Raw genomic sequence first — 17360 nt, forward strand, 5'->3', positions numbered from 1 at the left:
GCCGGAATGTCATGGGGAGGGCCACTGCCCTCGGAGAAGCAGGAGCGGCCCCACCGGTCGTCGTGGCGCGGTCAGCGTGGTCCGGTCAGCGTGTGCCCCTGGGGTCGGTTTGTCCGGTTCGGAAGGTGCCGGTGCACGAGCCGGTGTGGCTGGCCTCGGGGGAGTACGTGTCCGTCCCGGTGCACGAGGCGACTCCCGGGGGTGTTTTCGCAGCTCAGGGGTGAGTGTCAGGGGTTGCGTCTACAGTTGGCGTCATGAGCGGTTCGGTGGTCGACGAGGCGGTGATGCGCCAGGCCCGGGAGGTCATGGCGGCTGCCCGGCGCGCCGAGCACGCGGTGCTGTGCCAGGTCGCGATGTTGGAGTCGGTCGGGGCCGCGGAGGCAGCGGGCTACGGCTCGAGCGAGGGGCTGCTGCAGGACCTGTGGCGGGTGGATCGCGGTGAGGCGCGGCGGCTGGTCCGCCACTCGCGGCTGTTGTGCCCGCAGACCACCTTGGGTGGTGGGGCGGTGGTGCCATCGTTGGGGGTGACCGCGCCGGTTGCGGCGGCGGGTGGTCTGGATCGCGGTCATGTGCGGGTGATCGACGAGGCGGTCCGCTACCTGGAGCGGGTGGAGGGCATGGACCCGGCTGCGGTGGTCGAGGCGGAGGAGTTCCTGGTCGAGCATGCGGCGTCGCTGACGCCGCACGGGTTGGCGCAGGCAGCGGCACGGTTGATCGCGGCGTTGGATCAGGATGGGGTGGCTCCCGAGGACGAGGCGGAGCCGACCGACGAGTTGCGGATCGGACGCCGCCGCGACGGGTCGCTGGTGCTCAAGGGTCGGTTCCGGGGACGGGCGGACATCGAACTGCTGGTGGCGGCGTTCGATGCACTCTCGGGGCGGGCCGGCCCGCACGATGAGCGGGAGCTCGAGGCCCGGTACGCGGCGGCGTTGTTGGAGTTGGCGGGCTTGGCGATGGCGCCGGGTGGGATCGGCGCCTCGGTCGATCCCTCGGACCGGGCCGCTGGGGAGACCACCGCCCCGGCCGAGCGCGGTGCGGGGGATCCCCGAAACCTGCTACACCCCGACTCCAACCCCGGCGAGCCCGACCCTGACAGCGATACCCCGGCCGGCGACGACGAGGCCGGCAGCGACGGTCCGGCGGGCGACGATCCGGCGGGCGACCACTCGGCGTCCTCCGGCGAGGCCGGTGCCGCGAGCGAGGCGTCGTCGCGGCTACGGGCTCCCGGCCGGGCGTTGCTGACGCTGACGATGCCCTACACGTGGCTGCGCAACGAGATCGGGCACGGCCTGGTCGGTGCCGAGGAGGCCATCAGCCCCACCGAGGCCCGGCGGCTGGCATGTGACGCCGGGATCGTCCCGATGGTCCTGGGCTCTCGATCGGAACCCTTGGACCTGGGGCGGATGTCCTACGCGGTCACGGAAGCAATACGCCGGGCCCTGGTCGAGCGCGACCGCGGGTGCGCGGCGCCCGACTGCCGGCGCCGTGCTGAACGATGTCACGCTCATCATGTTCATCACTGGATCGACGGTGGTGAGACACGCCTGGACAACTTGTGCCTGCTCTGCGCCCACCATCATCGGTTGATCCATCGCGGTGACTGGCAGGTCACCATGATCAACGGGCGGCCGTGGTTCACCCCGCCTGCCTGGATCGACCCCGAGCAACGACTGCTCCGAGGCGGGCCCCAGATCTGACACCGACCGCTCCAGCACCACCGAGGCGGCCGGTGTCAGGTCATGCCCGGAGGCGGGAGCGGGGCCGGCGGCCGTCGAGGCGGAGCTCCCGAAGATCCTGGAACGGCCCCACCGGTCGTCATGATCGGGTTAGCGTGCTCCGACGGCAGGAGTGTCCGGTCCGGGGAGGCGTGCAGTGGAGATCGTCGTGGCCGAGTGGGATGCCCCGTCGCTGGGCCCGCCGCCGGAGGTTCCCGAGCCGGAGTGGATGACCTCGGGGGAGTACGTGTTCGTCCCGGTGCGCGAGGTGCCTGCCGGCGCGGAGGCGCTGCTCGAGTTGCGGACGCTGATCGACGGTCGGCTCGCGCTGCCGGTGTACGCGTCGGCCACCTCGCTGGTGCGCTGCTGCGGGGACGCCCAGCCCTACGGAGTGTTCCCGGCGGCCGCGGTCGAGGAACTCTTCGTGGCGAGCGGCGCGGACGTGGTGGGTGCCGACCTGCCGCTGCCGCTCGAGGAGCGGCGGACCCTGTCGTGATGGGGCTGCGGTCGTGATGGGGGCCGTGACCGGGGTGGGGTCGTGACCGGGCCCGGGTTCGACGTCGACCCGGCGGGGATGGACGCGGTCGGTGCGCGGATGGCGGGCTCCACAGCGGCGCTGGGGGCGGCCGCCGGCGGCGGGGCCGGAGCGCCGGTCGCGGGTACGGCGACCGGTGCGGTCATGGCCTACCTGGAAGCGGTGACCGGGGCAGCGGCACGGTTCACCGAGGCGGCGCAGCGCAGCGGGGAAGCCGTCGGGCAGGTCGCGGCGGGTTATGCGCGGGGCGACCAGGATGCCGCCTCGCAGATCGGGTCGGTGCCGGGGCTTGGTGGAGACGGGCCCGGCGGTGAGGGCCCTGGCGGTGCGGGGTCCGGCGGAGGCGGCTGAGCAGCCGATCGACACCCGTCGACGTCGACCCCGGCCGCGTACCGAGATCGAACACCCCCACACCCTGAGCCTGCGCCGACGCGCTCAGGGCCGTCGGGCCCGGACGCGCGGATGGTGTCGGTCCGGAGTGTCCGCGGCTCTTGACGCGACCCTGGACGAAGCTCATATTCGTGTTGCGTAGAACACAACGTGATGCGTTCTACGCAACAGACGACCGAACCCGGTCGCCCTCTCGTCGGCTGGATAGAAGGTGCGCCGATGACGGATCTGCTCGCTACCCCGAGCACTCGCAGTCGGCCGGAACACTCCGAGGTGATCACGAGCCCGGCGGTGCTGCTCTACCCGCGGCTGCGCCGATCTCCGTACTTCTGGAGCTCACGGGCCCACGGGGTGGCCATGTACAGCGTCTACAACCACACCTATCACCCGCGCCATTACGGCGATCCGGTCTCGGAGTACTGGGCGCTCTGCGAGGGCGTGACCCTCTGGGACGTCGGCGTCGAGCGGCAGCTCGAGATCACCGGTCCCGACGCGTTCGCGTTCACCGACATGCTCATCCCGCGCGATCTCTCGCGGTGCGCGGTCGGGCAGTGCAAGTACGTGTTCGTGACCGCCCCGGACGGCGGGATCCTCAACGACCCGGTGCTGCTGCGGGTCGACGAGGACCGGTTCTGGCTCTCGCTGGCCGACAGCGACATCGGGCTCTGGGCGTCGGGCCTGGCCCACGCCGGCGGGTGGGACGTGCGGGTCCGCGAGATCGATGTCGCCCCGGTGCAGGTGCAGGGGCCGCGGGCCAAGGAGGTCATCGCCGACCTGTTCGGTCGCGAGGTCGCCGACATGCCGTACTACCACCTGCGTCACGCCGAACTGGACGGCCTGTCGACGGTGGTCAGCCGGACCGGCTACAGCGGCGAGATCGGCTACGAGATCTACCTGCGGCACGCGAGCCGGGACGCCGCGGCGTTGTGGGACCGGGTGTGGGAAGCGGGTCGGCCGTACGGCATGCAGCCGATCGGGCCCTGCCACATCCGTCGCATCGAGGGCGGCATGCTCGCCTACGGCTGCGACATCACCGCCGACACGAACCCGTTCGAGGTCGGCTACGACTACCGCTGGATGGTCGACCTCGAGCAGGGCGGCGACTTCATCGGCAAGCAGGCGCTGATCCGGGCGCGGGAGCGCGGCCTGAGCCGGTCGCTGGTCGGTCTGGAGATCGACGGCGCGCCGCTGGGCTCGTTCAACGACGGCTCGATGATCGAGCCGTTCCCGGTCCGGGGTGACGGCGGATCGGTGACCAGCGCGTGCTGGTCACCGCGGCTGGAGCGCAACATCGGGATGGCCATGGTGCCGATCGAGGACACCCCGCTCGGCACCGAGCTGGTCGTGGACGTCCCGGACGGCCCGCGCGACGCCTGGGTCGTGGAGAAGCCCTTCCTGGACCCGCGCAAACACACCCCGAAGGGCTGAGCGCCCGGGGACGGGCGACCGAGGAGTCGGCCATGGCCGAGTCGAGCACGGGAGGGATCAGCAGCGCCGAGGCGGCGCTGCTGGCCCGGGCCCGGTACGAGGTGATGCCGCTGCCGGACGTCTCCCGACGGGCGGTGGCGGAGCTCCCGCGCGGGGCCACGGTGACGGTGACCGCGTCGCCGACCCGGGCCCCGTCGGCGACCGTCGCGGTCGTCGAGCAACTGGCCACGGCCGGATTCGATCCGGTCCCGCACCTGGCCGCCCGCAGCGTGCGGGACGACGCCGAGCTCGCCGGGATCCTCGCGAGGCTGGCGGACGCCGGGGTGCGGGACGTGTTCGTGGTGGGCGGCGACGCCCGCGAGCCCGTCGGCCGGTTCACCGACGCGCTGGGCCTGATCGAGGCCGTCGAGCGAATCGGGCCGCGGCCGGCCCGGATCGGGGTGGCGTCCTACCCGGACGGTCACCACCGGATCGACGACGCGACGCTGTGGGCGTCGCTGCGGGCCAAGCAGGAGCACGCCGACTACACCGTGACGCAGCTCTGCTTCGACGCGGAGACGGTCGGCCGGTTCGTCGCCGAGGCCCGGGCACACGGGATCGATCTGCCGGTCGTGGCCGGCGTGCCCGGGGTGGTCGACACCCCGCGGCTGCTGCGGGCGGCCGTCCGGGTCGGTGTGGGGGACGCCATGCGCTTCGCCCGGACGAACCCCGCCACCGCCGCGTCGCTGCTGCGGCCCGGTGCGTACCGCCCCACCGGGCTGGTGCGCGGGCTCGCCCGCCAGGTGGCCGACGGTCGCTGCGCGATCGCCGGGCTGCACCTCTACACGTTCAACGAGATCGCACCGACCGTGCGCTGGCTGCGCGCGGAGCAGCGGAGGGCCGCGGCATGACCACTGGCAGCACGACGACGAGCAGCACGACCACGGGCAGCACCAGCGCGCTGCCCGAACGAGCCCAGGTGATGGTGATCGGGGCAGGCATCGTCGGCAACAGCGTCGTCCACCATCTCGCGCAGCTGGGATGGCGGGATCTCCTGCTGCTCGACAAGGGTCCGCTCCCGGACCCGGGGGGATCGACGGGCCACGCGTCGAACTTCATCTTCCCGGTCGACCACAGCAAGGAGATCACCGCGCTGACGGTCGACTCGATGCGTCAGTACGAGAAGCTCAACACGCTGACCACCTGCGGCGGGATCGAGGTGGCCCGGGTCCCGGAGCGGCTGCAGGAGCTGGACCGGCGGATGTCGTCCGCGGCCGCGTGGGACATCGAGGCCGAGCTGATCAGCCCGGCGCAGGTGCAGGACCGCGTCCCCTTCCTGGACCCGACGGTGATCCTCGGCGGGTTCTGGACCCCGTCGGTCGCGGTGGTCGACCCGCTGCGCACCGGGACGCTGATGCGTGAGCTCGCCGTCGGGCAGGGCGCGCTGCGGGTCTCGGCGAACACCGAGGTGCTCGGCATCGACGTCGAGCACGGGCGGGTACGCCGGGTCCGCACCGACCGCGGCGACGTCGAGGTCGAGGCGGTCGTCCTCGCCTGCGGGGTGTGGAGCCCCGCCCTCGCGGGGATGGCCGGCGCGACCATCCCGCTGACCCCCGCGGTGCACCAGATGATCGACGTCGGTCCGATCGCGGAGCTCGAGCGCACCCGTCAGGAGATCGCGTTCCCGATCGTGCGGGACATGGACCCGTTGATGTACGAGCGGCAGAGCGGCGCGGACCTCGAGATCGGGTCCTACGCCCACCGGCCGATCCTGCACGACCCGGCGGACATCCCGTCGGTGGCCGAGGCCGCCCTGTCGCCGACCCAGCTGCCGTTCACCCCCGACGACTTCGATCCGCAGATGGAGCGGGCCCTCGAACTGTTCGGCCCCGTCCTGGACCGCCCGGACGCCGGGGTCCGGCACGCGATCAACGGGCTGCTCTCGCTCACCCCGGACGGTGCCCCGCTGCTCGGCGAGACCGTCGAGGTGCGCGGGCTGTGGTCGGCCGCCGCCGTCTGGATCAAGGAGGGGCCGGGCGCCGGGCGCGCGGTCGCCGAGTGGATGACCGACGGCGCGCCCGAGATCGACACACATCACGTCGACATCGCCCGCTTCCACCCCCACGAGCGCACCCGCGCCCACGTCCGGGCCCGCGCTTCGGAGGGGTTCAACAAGACCTACGGGATCGTGCACCCGCGTGAGCAGTGGAACTCCGACCGGCCGGCCCGGCTCTCCCCGTTCCACACGCGCGAGGAGGCGCTCGGGGCGCGGTTCTTCGAGGTCGGAGGGTGGGAGCGCCCGCAGTGGTACGAGTCCAACCGGGACCTGGTCGCGACCTACGGGGTGAGCGCCCGGCCCCACGAGTGGGACGCCCGCTGGTCGTCGGAGATCGTCGAGGCCGAGCACCGGGTGATGCGTGACCACGTCGCGATGATCGACCTGACCGCGTTCGCCGAGTTCGACGTGACCGGTCCGGGTGCGCTCGGGTTCCTGCAGCACCTGTGTGTGGCGCAGATGGACCGCCCCATCGGCCGGGTCATGTACACCCCGTTGCTCGCTCCGAACGGCGGGTTCCGCGCCGACCTGACCGTGGTGCGCCTCGGGGAACACCACTTCCGGGTGGTGACCGGGGGCGCCGACGGCCCGCGCGATCACCAGTGGTTCGCCACGCACCTGCCGTCGGACGGCTCGGTCGTGCTGCAGGACGTGACCTCCCAGGTGTGCACGCTCGGGCTGTGGGGCCCCCGGGCCCGCGACGTGCTCGCCGCGGTGACCGGCGACGACGTGTCCGACGCGGCGTTCGGCTTCGGCACCGCGCGCCGGATCAGCATCGGATCGGTCCCGGTCCTCGCGATGCGGCTGTCCTACGTGGGCGAGCTGGGTTGGGAGCTGCACGCACCGTTCGAGATGGGGCAGCGGCTCTGGGACGCCCTCGCCGACGCCGGCGGTCCGCACGGCCTGCGGCCGGTGGGCATCGGGGTCTACGGGACCACCGGTCGGATCGAGAAGGGCTACCGACTGGTCGGTCACGAGCTCGACCAGGAGCACGACCCGGTGGAAGCGGGTCTGGCGCTGCCCCGGTGCAAGGAGGCCGACTTCGTCGGACGCATCGCCTACATGGAGGCCCGCGCCTGCGAACCGGCCGCGCGGCTGTGCACGCTGATCGTCGACGACCACGCCGCGGCCGACGGGACACTGCGGTACCCCCAGGGCGGCGAGCCGGTGCTGACCCGGAGCGGGGAGCGGGTCGTGGACCGGCGGGGCCGGGTCTCCCGGGTCACCAGCGCCGGGCCCGGGCCGTCGCTGGGCCGCTACCTCCTGATGGCCTTCCTGCCGACGCCCGTCGCCGTCGAAGGCGCCGCCCTGGCGGTGCAGTACATGGGCGAGCGGTACCCGGTGACGGTCGCCCGGGTGGGCCGGACCCCGCTGTTCGACCCCGACGACACACGGATGCGCGGGTGAGCCGGGATGGACGTGCTGGTCTGCCTCAAGCGGACGCCCGCCGTGGGGTCCGCGGTGCCGCTGACCGCGGACGGCCTCGGGATCGACACCCGCACCATGGGCTTCACCATCGGTCCGCACGAGGAGTGCGCCGTCGAGGAGGCGGTCCGGATCGCGGAGCGCACCGGCGGCTCGGCGGGGGTCCTGACGGTCGGCCCACCGGAGGCCGAGGAGCAGCTGCGCTACGCGATGTCGATGGGCGCCGACCACGCCGTCCGGGTGGACGCGGGCACCGCTGACCCGGACCCCGAGCAGACCGCGGCGGCGATCACGACGGGGCTGCGGGAGCTCGGCGGCCACCCCCTGGTGCTGTTCGGAGCGACCTCCGCGGACTCCGGTCACCACCAGGTGGGGGCCCGGGTGGCCCGCGCGCTTCGCCGGCCCTTCGTGGGGTGGGTCAAGGGCCTCGACGTCGCCGACGACGAGGTGTGGGCGCGCCGCGAGGTCGACGATCAGGTGGAGACCTACCGGGCCCCGCTGCCGGCGGTGCTCGCGGTGGCGGAGGGACTCAACCTGCCCCGGTACCCGACGATCAAGGGCCGACTGCGGGCGAGGAAGGCGCCGATACAGCTGGTCGCGGCGCATCCGGGACCGGGCGGGCTGCGGACCGTGCGGTTGCGGCACCCGGCCGGCGTGGCCACCGAGGCGGTGGTGCTCGGGCGCGGGGCCGCAGCGGCCGGCGCCGTCGTCGACGTCTTCGAGCAGCTGGGAGTGACGCGATGATCCTGGCCCTGGTCGAGCAGCGGGACGGTGCGTTCCCGGCCGACGCGCTGGAGGTGCTCGACGTCGTGCGGGACTTGGCGCACCGGTGCGGCGTCCCCGGCGGGGCAGTGTCTGTCGGGGGAGCGGGGATGCTCGCCCGTGAGCTGGGCGCGCGGGGGCTCGACCAGCTGCACCTGCTCCGGCACGAGCTGCTCGACGAGGACTCGCCCCAGTACCGGGCCGAGGCGCTGGCCCAGCTGGTGGCCGACCTGAGTCCGGAGGCGGTGCTCGCGCCGTCCGATCCCCGCAGCAGCGAGGTCCTGGCCGAGGTCGCGGCCCGGGCGGGGCTCCCGCTGGCCACGGCGTGCACCGCCGTGACGCCCGGCGAGCCCTGGACGGTGACCCGGGAGCGGGCAGGCGGCATCCTGCTGGAGGACGCCGAGCTGTACGCGCCGGTCCGGCTGTGCACCCTCGCCCGGGGCGCCGTCGCCGGCGGCGGGGTGGGCAATGGTGCGGCGGGCAGCGGCGGGGCGGACGTCACCGTGCGGACGTTCGTGCCCACGCTCGACGAGACCGCCCCGCGCGCGACCCTGGTGGAGCGACGGCCCCGCGCCGCGGGAGTGGGACTGGCGAGCGCGCCCGTCGTGGTGTCCGGTGGGCGTGGCGTCGGCAGCGCGGAGGGCTACCGGATGCTCGAGGAGCTCGCCGAGCTGCTCGGTGGCGCGGTCGGCTGCTCCCGGGTCGCGACCAACAACGGGTGGCGACCGCACCGCGACCAGGTCGGGCTGACCGGTACGAGGATCACCCCCGCGCTCTACGTCGCGTGCGGCATCAGCGGGGCCACCCAGCACTGGGTGGGCTGCATGGGGTCGAAGGCGATCCTGGCGATCAACACCGATCCCGAGGCCCCGATGGTCGCGCGGAGCACCTGGGCGGTGATCGGGGACCTGCACGAGGTGCTGCCCGCGGTGATCGACGAACTGCACCGTCGGAGCGACGCGGCGGCCCGCCCCGGAGCGTGAGCGTGGTGGACGGCGGCGTCCACGACGCAGGGAATCGGAGACATGATCTCCGGAACGGCCCCACCGGTCGCGGTGATCCGGTTAGCGTTCCCGTCCGCGGGGCCCCGTCGGCGAGGGGCCCGGGGAGGGGGCGGGGATGCCGATCGACACCCACGTCGATGCCGACCCCGCCTCGTGCCGGAACACCGCGCGGTGGCTCGACGGGGTCTCGCGGGCCGGGGAGGGCGCGGCGGACGAGGTCGTCGGGGCCCGCAACGCGTCGTTCGACTGCTGGAGCGGCCCGGCCGGTGACGCCTTCCGCGACCAGGCCGGGCGGATCGGGACGGCGGGGGACACCACGTCGGCGCAGGCGCGCATCGGTGGCCAGGCGCTCGACGACTTCGCCGTCTCCGCGCAGGGCGTGCTCGACGCCATGACGCGGGCGCGGGCGGACGCCGCCGCGGCCGGACTGCCGGTGACCGGCGAGCTGATCGGCGACCCGGTCGCCGTCCTGCCACCGCCGTTGCCGACCCCGCCGGACGGCACGCTCCTGCCGCCCGAGCAGGTCGCGGCCCACCAGCAGGCCACCGACGCCGCGTCGGCCCAACGGGCGGCGTTCGAGCACGCCCGGCAGGTCACCGAGGAGGCGCGGGCCCGCTACGTCGAGGCGCAGACCGAGCTCACCGACCGGATCCGGGCGCCCACGAACGAGGCGGTCGCGGTCACGAAAGACGTGATGCTGGGGGTCTCCAGCGTCACGTCGACCCTCGGCTCCCTGCAGGGGGCGGCGAAGGTGTGGGCGGAGGCCGCCGAGCGGGCGGCCGCGCAACGGGCCGCGATGATGGGCCTGATGCTGGCCCCCGGCGTGCCGCTCGAGCAGGCGGTCCGCGGGGCGCTGCAGGCCCGGGACGACCTCGCCGTCGCGCAGCGGGCCGGCGGGGCCAACGCCGACGCGCTCCGGCGGGCCACGCTCGGAGCGAGTGAGACCTCGCCCGGGCAGCGGCTGCTGAACGGGCTGATCCGCTATCCCGGCCAGTTCGCCGACTCCGGGCTGCTCGCGTCGGCGAGGCCGGTGCTCAGCCGGGTCCCCGTCGTCAGCCTCGGCTTCGCGGGCGCGGGTTTCGTCACCGACGTCGCGGCCGGTCGCAGCGCGGGCTCCGCCGCGGCCAAGCAGGGCGCGACGCTGGCCGTCGGTGCCGGAGCCAGCTGGTTGACGACGGCGGCCGTGACGGCCGGGGCGACCGCGATCGGCGTCGGCGCGGCCGCTGCCCTGCCCGCGGTGCTCGTCGGCGTCCTCGTCGGGGGTGTGGCGGCCTACGCGGTCGGCGCGGACTGGGACTCGATCGAGAGCACCGCGGAGGACCTGTTCTCGTGAGGCTCCGCCGGTGACCCCCGAGCCGGTCGATCCGACCCCGGATCTGCCGCCCCGCCCGGACCCGTGGACGGGGCTGCCCGATCCGCCGCCCGCGCCGGGGCCGCGCAAGGCTCCGCCGCCGCGACGCATGCCGACCCGTCCGAAGCCTCCGCCGCCGGGGCGCGGCCCGGTCCTGGCCGGGAAGTCCGGGGAGGGGCGGGAAGGGGTCGTCCTGATCGTCGGCGGGTCCGTCGCGATCCTCGTGCTCGTCCAGCTCGTCGTGGGCCTGGACCGGCTGGGATCGATGTCCCCGGCGCTCTGGGGCGGCCTCGCGTTCCTCGTGCTGGTCCTCGTGTTCTGGGCGCGCTCGATCACGATGGTCTACCTGGCGGTCGGGGCCGACTGGTTGCAGTGGGGTCGGAGCTGGGTGGACCTGTACGACCTGGCGGAGGTGAAGGGCGCGAGGGGCGCCTACGAGACACCGATGCTCCGGTTCCGCGACGGGTCCGGCCGGCGGCTCAGCGCTTACGTGCACGAACTGCGCGCCGACCCGCTGATGTGGGACCTCATCCACCTCGGGGTCCGCTGGTCACGGGCGACCCGTGAGGTGGCCGTCAACGCCGCGGCCGAGGCGGTCGTCGGCGACGACCCCCTGCCGTCGCGGGCGCTCGGCCGGCGGAAACGGGTGGTGGTCGTGCGGGTCCGGCGGGACGACCCGCACACCGCCGAGCTCCCACCCCGGCCGGACCCCTGGACGTGCCTCCCGGCGCCGCCGGCCGCGCCGTGGACCGACGTCGACGCCGTCGTCCGGGTCCCGACCTGGCCGCAGTCGCTGCCGCCGGGCCGGGGGCCGCTGATCGGGGGCCGGTCCGGGGTCGACGTCCGGGGCCTCGCGGCGTTCGGGATCGGGCTCGCCGTCGTGATCCTGGTGATCGTCACGCTCGTCGGGGTCGACCTGATCGCCGCTCACCCGGTGGCCACCACCGTCTACGGGATCGGCGCCGTCGGGGTGGTGGGTGCGCTCGGCTGGATCGCGACGGCGAGCTACGTCGCCGTGGGCGCCGACTGGGCCGCGGACGAGTTCTCGTGGGTCGACCTCTACGACCTCGTCGCCGTCCGCGTCGCGCGCACCCGCTGGGGTGTCCCCGCCCTGTCGCTGACCGACGGGGAGGGACGCCGCGTGCTGGTGCCGTTGCGGTCCCTGTGCGCCGACGCGCTGTCCGGGCGATATGTGCACCTCGGGGTCCGGTGGTCGCGGGCGACCAACGTCGTCGAGGTCGACGAGCGGGCGCTCGCCCTGCTCGGGGGCTGATCGTCACGGCCCACGTCGGCCGGGCCCGCCGAATCATCAAATGTGGTGATGCTCGGTACCTCCCCCCGCAGGACGATCCATCGGGACCAGGCCGGGGCGACGTCGGGGAGTCCGGGCCCAACAACCACCCAACCGTGCCTTTCCCGCGCGCGGTCGACCGGGAGCGCGCAATGACAATTCAGCCGCCAGGCGTCGCCAAGACGAACGGTGTGACTGTCCCATCCCCCCGACCGGGAATTCTCGACATCTCTGCTCTCGAGACGGATGCCTCGGCGGCGGTCGCGCACGACGCGACGCCTGCCTCGACGGCACCGGCCTGGTCGGCGAGTACGACGCCGACGCCGACCACGGTCTCGCTCATCATTCCGACCCGCAACGAGGCCGCCAATATCGCCTGGGTGCTCGAGCAGGTGCCCAGCTGCGTGACCGAGATCCTCGTGGTCGACGGCAACTCGTCGGACGCGACCCTGGTGACGGCGCGCTCGGCGCGTCCGGACATCCGCGTGGTGATGCAGTCCGGGGTCGGCAAGGGGGACGCCCTCGCGGCCGGCATGGCCGCCTCGACGGGCGACATCGTCCTGATGATCGATGCGGACGGCAGTATGTCGCCGCAGGAGATCCCGCACTTCCTGTATTTCCTGACGCACGGATACGACTTCGTCAAGGGTTCCCGATTCATCGCGGGTGGTGGATCGCTGGATATCACGATGCTCCGCCGAAACGGCAATCGCGCCCTCATGCGGCTCGTCTCGTCCCTCTACGCAGCGTCCTTGACCGACCTCTGCTACGGATTCATCGGATTCCACCGGCGCTATCTGGACTACGTCGACCTCACCACTCCGGGCTTCGAGGTCGAGACCCGCATGGTGATCTCCGCGATCCAGGCCGGGCTGCGCATCGCCGAGGTCCCCAGCCTCGAGATGCCGCGACGGTCGGGGACGTCGAACCTGCGCACCTTCCGGGACGGAACCCGGGTGCTGCGCACGGTCCTGCGCACCCACGAGAGCGGTCTGAGCGGGCACGCCGTCCAGCAGGTGCGGCGGTTCGTGCACCGCAAGGCACACGGCTCCGCAGCCGCGGTCGGTCTCGACCGGCCCCTCAAGGCAGCCCCGTGAGGGCGGAGACGAGCGCACCTCCCCTCCGGACGCCCGAGGCCACCCGCCGGCCGTGCCTTCCGACCATGTCGGCCGTCGTGTGTGCGTTCTCCGACGCACGGTGGGACGACACGCTGGCCGCGGTCGCATCGTTGACCGCGCAGCGGCCCGCGCCGCTCGAGGTCATCGTCGTCGTCGACCACAACCCCGGGCTCTGCGCCCGCCTGGCCGAGGCGCTCGACGTCACCGTGATCGAGAACGCGGGCCCGCAGGGCCTCTCGGGCGGCAAGAACACCGGGATCGACGTGGCGCAGGGCGACGTGGTCGCGTTCCTCGACGACGACGCGATCGCGGCGCCCGGGTGGCTCTCGGCGCTCGCCCGCCCGTTCGACGACCCCCGTGTCATGGGCGTCGGTGGACTGACCCTGCCCGCCTGGGCGACCGAGCGTCCCGCGTGGTGGCCCGAGGAGTTCGACTGGGTGGTGGGTTGCACCTTCGTCGGTCGCGAGCCCGGCGTGGTCCGCAACCTCCTCGGCGGCAACGCGGCGTTCCGCCGCGAGCTGTTCGACCTCGTCGGCGGATTCCCGACCCACATCGGGCGGTCCTCGGGCGACCGGCGGCCGCTGGGCTGCGAGGAGACGGAGCTCTGCATCCGGGCGAGCCAACGCCGTCCCGGCGGGACGTTCGTCTTCGAACCGGGCGCGGTGATCCGGCACCGGGTCCCGCGCGAGCGTGAGCGATTCACCTACTTCCGGGCCCGCTGCTTCGCGGAGGGCCTGTCCAAGGCGCTCGTCGCGCGGAGCGTCGGTCTCCAGGACGGTCTCTCCGCCGAGCGTCGGTACGCCTCGGTCGCGCTGCGCGACGCGGTCGTCCGGGGCCTGGGGCAGGGACTCACCGGCGACGGGAACGGGGCTCGGCGTGCCGGGGCGGTCCTCACCGGGGTCATGTGGGCGAGCGCCGGATTCGCCGTGGGCAGCATCCGGGAGACGAGGCGGCGCACAGGAGCTGCGCGGTGAGCCTCGCCGTCCCCATCCTGATGTACCACTCCGTCGCGGACGATCCACCCGAGGCCACGCGGACGCTGTCGGTCCGGCCGTCGCAGATGGGCGCGCACCTGCGGTTCCTGCGCGACCACGGGTTCACCGGGCTGACGTTCACTGACCTCTGTGAGCGGGTCCGTGCCGGCGCTGCGCTGCCCGCCCGGCCCGTCGTCCTCACCTTCGACGACGGCTACGCCGACACCCACGGGTCGGCGCTGCCGCTGCTCGTCGAGCACGGCTTCCCGGCCACGGTGTTCGTCACGACGGGGTGGTTGCGCGACGCCGGGGCGGACTCGGCCGGTCGGCCGCTGGACCGCATGATGGGCTGGTCGCAGCTCCGTGAGCTGGTCGATTCCGGGATCGAGGTGGCGGCGCACAGCCACAGCCACCCGCAGCTCGACCAGCTCGACGACAAGGCGCTCGACACCGAGCTGCGGCACAGCGCGGCGTTGCTCGAGGACCGCCTCTCCACCCGCGTGTCGAGCCTCGCCTACCCGTTCGGGTACAGCAGCAGGCGCGTCCGCAAGGCCGTCGCGACCGCCGGGTACCGGCAGGCCGCGTCCGTGGCCAACGCCGTCGCCGATGTGGGTGGCGGGGACGCGTTCGCCGTGCCCCGGCTCACGGTGCGCCGCACCACGTCCCCGGAGGTGTTCTGCCGGATCGCCTACGGCGTCGAGGTGGATCGCGTCTTCCGGACCGACCGTGCGCTGACCCGCGGGTGGTCGGTGGTGCGGTGGTCGCGCTCGCGGCTCCGGGGAACCCGCTGTGCTTGACACCCTCGCGCGGTCGCGTCCGACCGGCGACACGGAGCCCTCCCGACGCGTCCCCCGGTGGCGTTCGGTGGATTCGCTGCTGCGCGGCGCTCCGCCCCGCCGTGTCGATCTCGCCGTGGTGCTCCTGGCGGCGGCCGGTGTCGCGGTGTGGTGGCTGTCGGTCGCCAACCTCCCCCTGTCGGAGATGACCGACCTCGGTCTGGTCTCCGTCTTCCCGGTCGGGGTGTGGATCGGCTTCCTGCTCGTCGGGTCGTCGTTCGTGGTGGCGGTGCGGGCCGGGCGGAACGGCGCCGTCATCCTGTCGCTCGCGGCCACGGTCCTGGTGCTGCACGGGCTGGGCGTGGTCGGCGAGCACGAGATGCGGTTCAGCGTGGCCTGGCGCCACGTCGGCATCGCCGACTACCTCCGGACCCGGGGCGCGATCGACCCGACCCTGGACGCCTACCAGAACTGGCCGGGCTTCTTCGCGGTCACCGCGTTCATCTGGCAGGCCACGGGCATCGTCGATCCGACCCCCGTGCTGGCGTGGGCGCCCGTCGTTCACAACGTGCTCTACCTCCTCCCGCTCATCGCGATCGGCAACCGTCTGTTCCGGGACCGGACGATCGTCTGGGTCGGCGCCTGGCTGTTCACGGTGGGCAACTGGATCGGGCAGGACTACTTCTCCCCGCAGGGCTGGTACCTGTTCATCTACCTCACCGTCATGGCCGTCATCCTGCAGTGGTTCAGCCTCGAGGTCCCGGCGTTCGAGGAGGCACGCGCGGCCGGCGCCGCGGGGCAGACGGAACCGTCGTCGACCTGGCGACGGTGGATGTGGTCGTCCGCGGCCCCGGCGCTGTCCGCCCTGGCCACGTGCAGGCGCAGGCGCCTCGTCCTGCTCGCTCTGGTCCTGTTGCTGTGCGCGGTCACCATCGTCGGCCACCAGCTGACCCCGTTCGTCCTGGTCCTCGGGACGGCCGCGGTGGCGCTGCTCGGGTGGTCGCGCCTCCGCACGCTCCCGGTGGTCCTGGTGCTGGCCACGCTGGCGTGGACCGGGTACGCCGCCGCCGCCTACTCGGCGGGCCACCCGGACACCTTCAACCAGTTCGGCGCGTTCACCTCGATCTTCCAGCAGACCGTCGAGAAGCGGCTGTCCGGCTCCCCGGGGCACGCGCTGATCGCCCGCCTCCGGCTCATGGAGACCGCCTTCCTCTGGGGGCTGGCCCTGCTGGGTGCGTACCGCCTGGTGCGTCGGAAGCGACGGCATCTCGCCCGGGGTCTCATCGTGCTCGCGCTGTGCCCCTACCCGGTGGTCGCGGCCCAGTCGTACGGCGGCGAGGGCCTGATGCGGGTGACGCTGTTCGCGCTGCCCTTCATCGCGCTGCTCGCCGCGGCCGGGCTGGTCGGGATGTCTCGGTCGACGCGCCTGCGGACCGTGGTGCCCGTCCTGGTGGTGGGGGTCCTGCTGGTCAGCGTGTTCCCGTTCACCCGCTACGGCAACGAACGCATGGACTTCTACACCCCGGACGAGGTCCTCGGCGTGCAGCAGATGTACCGCCTGGCCCCGCAGGGCGCGGTGCTCACCTCGGTGACCGGAGGGCTCCCGTGGCGCTCGACCCACTACGCCGACGACCAGTACCGGGTGCTGAGCGACGGCAACGCGATCGAGACCTCGCCCGACGCCGGGCTGGTCGGGACCGTCGACCTCGACAATCCCGACCGGCGGGTGCTCGCCACGCAGGTCGCCACGCGGATGGTGGCCGGCCCCGGCCAGCGGTCGCTCCTGATCGTGAGCCGTAGCCAGGGCGCCGAGCTGGACCTGTTGGGCCCGTTCCCCTCGGGGGCCCAGAACCGGCTCCTGGCCGTGCTGCGCACCTCACCGGCGTTCCGGACGGTGTACGCCAACCACGACGTCACCGTGTTCGAGCCGACGGGACGGGTCCCCTCATGACCATGTCGTCGAACCGGTGGACCGTCCCGTGGAGCACCGTGACCGCGTCGGGCCCGCCCCGGTGGATCCCGGCCGTGGCCCCGTTCCTGCTCTCGGTCGTCGCGCTGCTCGCGGGGGCACTCGTCGTCGCCGACGTGTCGTCGCCGGTGCGGGGCGTGCTGGTGTTCGTCTTCGTGATGGTCGTCCCGGGGTGGGCGCTCCTCGACTGCTGGGACCTGGCCAGAGGCTGGCTGGGAGTCGCTCTCGTCGTCGCGACCAGCACCTCACTGGCGACCGCGACCGCCACCGCACAGCTCTACCTGGGCCTCTGGTCACCGACCGCCACCGTGCTGGTGCTCGTCCTCATCACGGTGTGCGCCCAGGCCGCGCGCGGGACCCTGCGCCGTCGCACCCGGGAGGCGTCGCGGTGAGCGCCGTCCTCGCCGGCCCCGTCGGCTGGGTGACCATCCTGGTCGTCCTCGGGATTCTGGTCACGGCCGCATTCGTGCGCGAGGCCCGGCCCGTCACCCTGCCCCGCACGCGTTCGCGGGGCTCGGTGTTCACGTTCTGCGCCGGCGCCGTCGCCCTCGTCATTCTCGCCCTCCATTTCTACGGGTTCTCATGAT

16 protein-coding genes are annotated in these 17360 nt (G+C 73.4%); all 16 read left to right on the top strand.

What is annotated here, in order from left to right; genetic code table 11:
- The first annotated feature begins 254 nt into the window (after window positions 1–254).
- The 16 genes from VGI02_RS18180 (at window position 255) to VGI02_RS18255 (ending at window position 17359) form a co-directional block, all read left to right on the top strand.
- Complete coding sequence (locus tag VGI02_RS18180; protein ID WP_331629389.1) at window positions 255–1697, top strand: HNH endonuclease signature motif containing protein; 1443 nt, start codon at window positions 255–257, stop codon at window positions 1695–1697.
- Window positions 1698–1872: 175 nt separating this feature from the next.
- Complete coding sequence (locus VGI02_RS18185; RefSeq protein WP_331629391.1) at window positions 1873–2211, top strand: SAV_915 family protein; 339 nt, start codon at window positions 1873–1875, stop codon at window positions 2209–2211.
- A gap of 42 nt (window positions 2212–2253) precedes the next feature.
- Window positions 2254–2601, top strand: a complete 348-nt coding sequence (locus tag VGI02_RS18190; RefSeq protein WP_331629393.1) for a hypothetical protein — start codon at window positions 2254–2256, stop codon at window positions 2599–2601.
- A 258-nt stretch (window positions 2602–2859) separates the two neighbouring features.
- Window positions 2860–4068 carry a glycine cleavage T C-terminal barrel domain-containing protein gene (locus VGI02_RS18195; RefSeq protein WP_331629395.1) on the top strand — a complete coding sequence of 403 codons (1209 nt, stop codon included), beginning with the start codon at window positions 2860–2862 and terminating at the stop codon, window positions 4066–4068.
- Between the two features lie 32 nt (window positions 4069–4100).
- Window positions 4101–4958, top strand: coding sequence for a methylenetetrahydrofolate reductase (locus tag VGI02_RS18200; RefSeq protein WP_331629397.1), 858 nt, complete (start codon window positions 4101–4103; stop codon window positions 4956–4958).
- Window positions 4955–7510 carry a GcvT family protein gene (locus VGI02_RS18205; protein ID WP_414638312.1) on the top strand — a complete coding sequence of 852 codons (2556 nt, stop codon included), beginning with the start codon at window positions 4955–4957 and terminating at the stop codon, window positions 7508–7510. The genes VGI02_RS18200 and VGI02_RS18205 overlap by 4 nt, the downstream gene beginning before the upstream one ends.
- A gap of 6 nt (window positions 7511–7516) precedes the next feature.
- Window positions 7517–8272, top strand: a complete 756-nt coding sequence (locus tag VGI02_RS18210; protein ID WP_331629399.1) for an electron transfer flavoprotein subunit beta/FixA family protein — start codon at window positions 7517–7519, stop codon at window positions 8270–8272.
- Window positions 8269–9273 (top strand): electron transfer flavoprotein subunit alpha/FixB family protein, encoded by a 1005-nt coding sequence (locus tag VGI02_RS18215; RefSeq protein WP_331629401.1) that lies wholly within the window; start codon window positions 8269–8271, stop codon window positions 9271–9273. Before VGI02_RS18210 ends, VGI02_RS18215 begins: the two co-directional genes overlap by 4 nt.
- A gap of 136 nt (window positions 9274–9409) precedes the next feature.
- The gene (locus tag VGI02_RS18220; RefSeq protein ID WP_331629403.1) at window positions 9410–10627 is read left to right on the top strand and encodes a hypothetical protein; all 1218 of its coding nucleotides are present in this window, start codon (window positions 9410–9412) and stop codon (window positions 10625–10627) included.
- Between the two features lie 10 nt (window positions 10628–10637).
- On the top strand, window positions 10638–11918 hold the full coding sequence (locus VGI02_RS18225) for a hypothetical protein (protein WP_331629405.1): 1281 nt from the start codon (window positions 10638–10640) through the stop codon (window positions 11916–11918).
- Entirely contained in the window at window positions 11855–13033 is a 1179-nt protein-coding gene (locus VGI02_RS18230; RefSeq protein WP_331629407.1) for a glycosyltransferase family 2 protein, read from the top strand. Before VGI02_RS18225 ends, VGI02_RS18230 begins: the two co-directional genes overlap by 64 nt.
- A 65-nt stretch (window positions 13034–13098) precedes the next feature.
- Window positions 13099–14028 carry a glycosyltransferase family 2 protein gene (locus VGI02_RS18235; RefSeq protein WP_331629409.1) on the top strand — a complete coding sequence of 310 codons (930 nt, stop codon included), beginning with the start codon at window positions 13099–13101 and terminating at the stop codon, window positions 14026–14028.
- Entirely contained in the window at window positions 14025–14825 is an 801-nt protein-coding gene (locus tag VGI02_RS18240) for a polysaccharide deacetylase family protein (RefSeq protein ID WP_331629411.1), read from the top strand. The genes VGI02_RS18235 and VGI02_RS18240 overlap by 4 nt, the downstream gene beginning before the upstream one ends.
- Before the next feature lie 67 nt (window positions 14826–14892).
- On the top strand, window positions 14893–16755 hold the full coding sequence (locus VGI02_RS18245) for a hypothetical protein (RefSeq protein ID WP_331629413.1): 1863 nt from the start codon (window positions 14893–14895) through the stop codon (window positions 16753–16755).
- Entirely contained in the window at window positions 16752–17165 is a 414-nt protein-coding gene (locus VGI02_RS18250) for a hypothetical protein (protein WP_331629415.1), read from the top strand. The genes VGI02_RS18245 and VGI02_RS18250 overlap by 4 nt, the downstream gene beginning before the upstream one ends.
- On the top strand, window positions 17162–17359 hold the full coding sequence (locus VGI02_RS18255) for a hypothetical protein (RefSeq protein WP_331629417.1): 198 nt from the start codon (window positions 17162–17164) through the stop codon (window positions 17357–17359). Before VGI02_RS18250 ends, VGI02_RS18255 begins: the two co-directional genes overlap by 4 nt.
- Window position 17360 lies beyond the last annotated feature (1 nt).

The organism is Actinomycetospora sp., from assembly GCF_036497245.1.
Taxonomy (GTDB): domain Bacteria; phylum Actinomycetota; class Actinomycetes; order Mycobacteriales; family Pseudonocardiaceae; genus Actinomycetospora.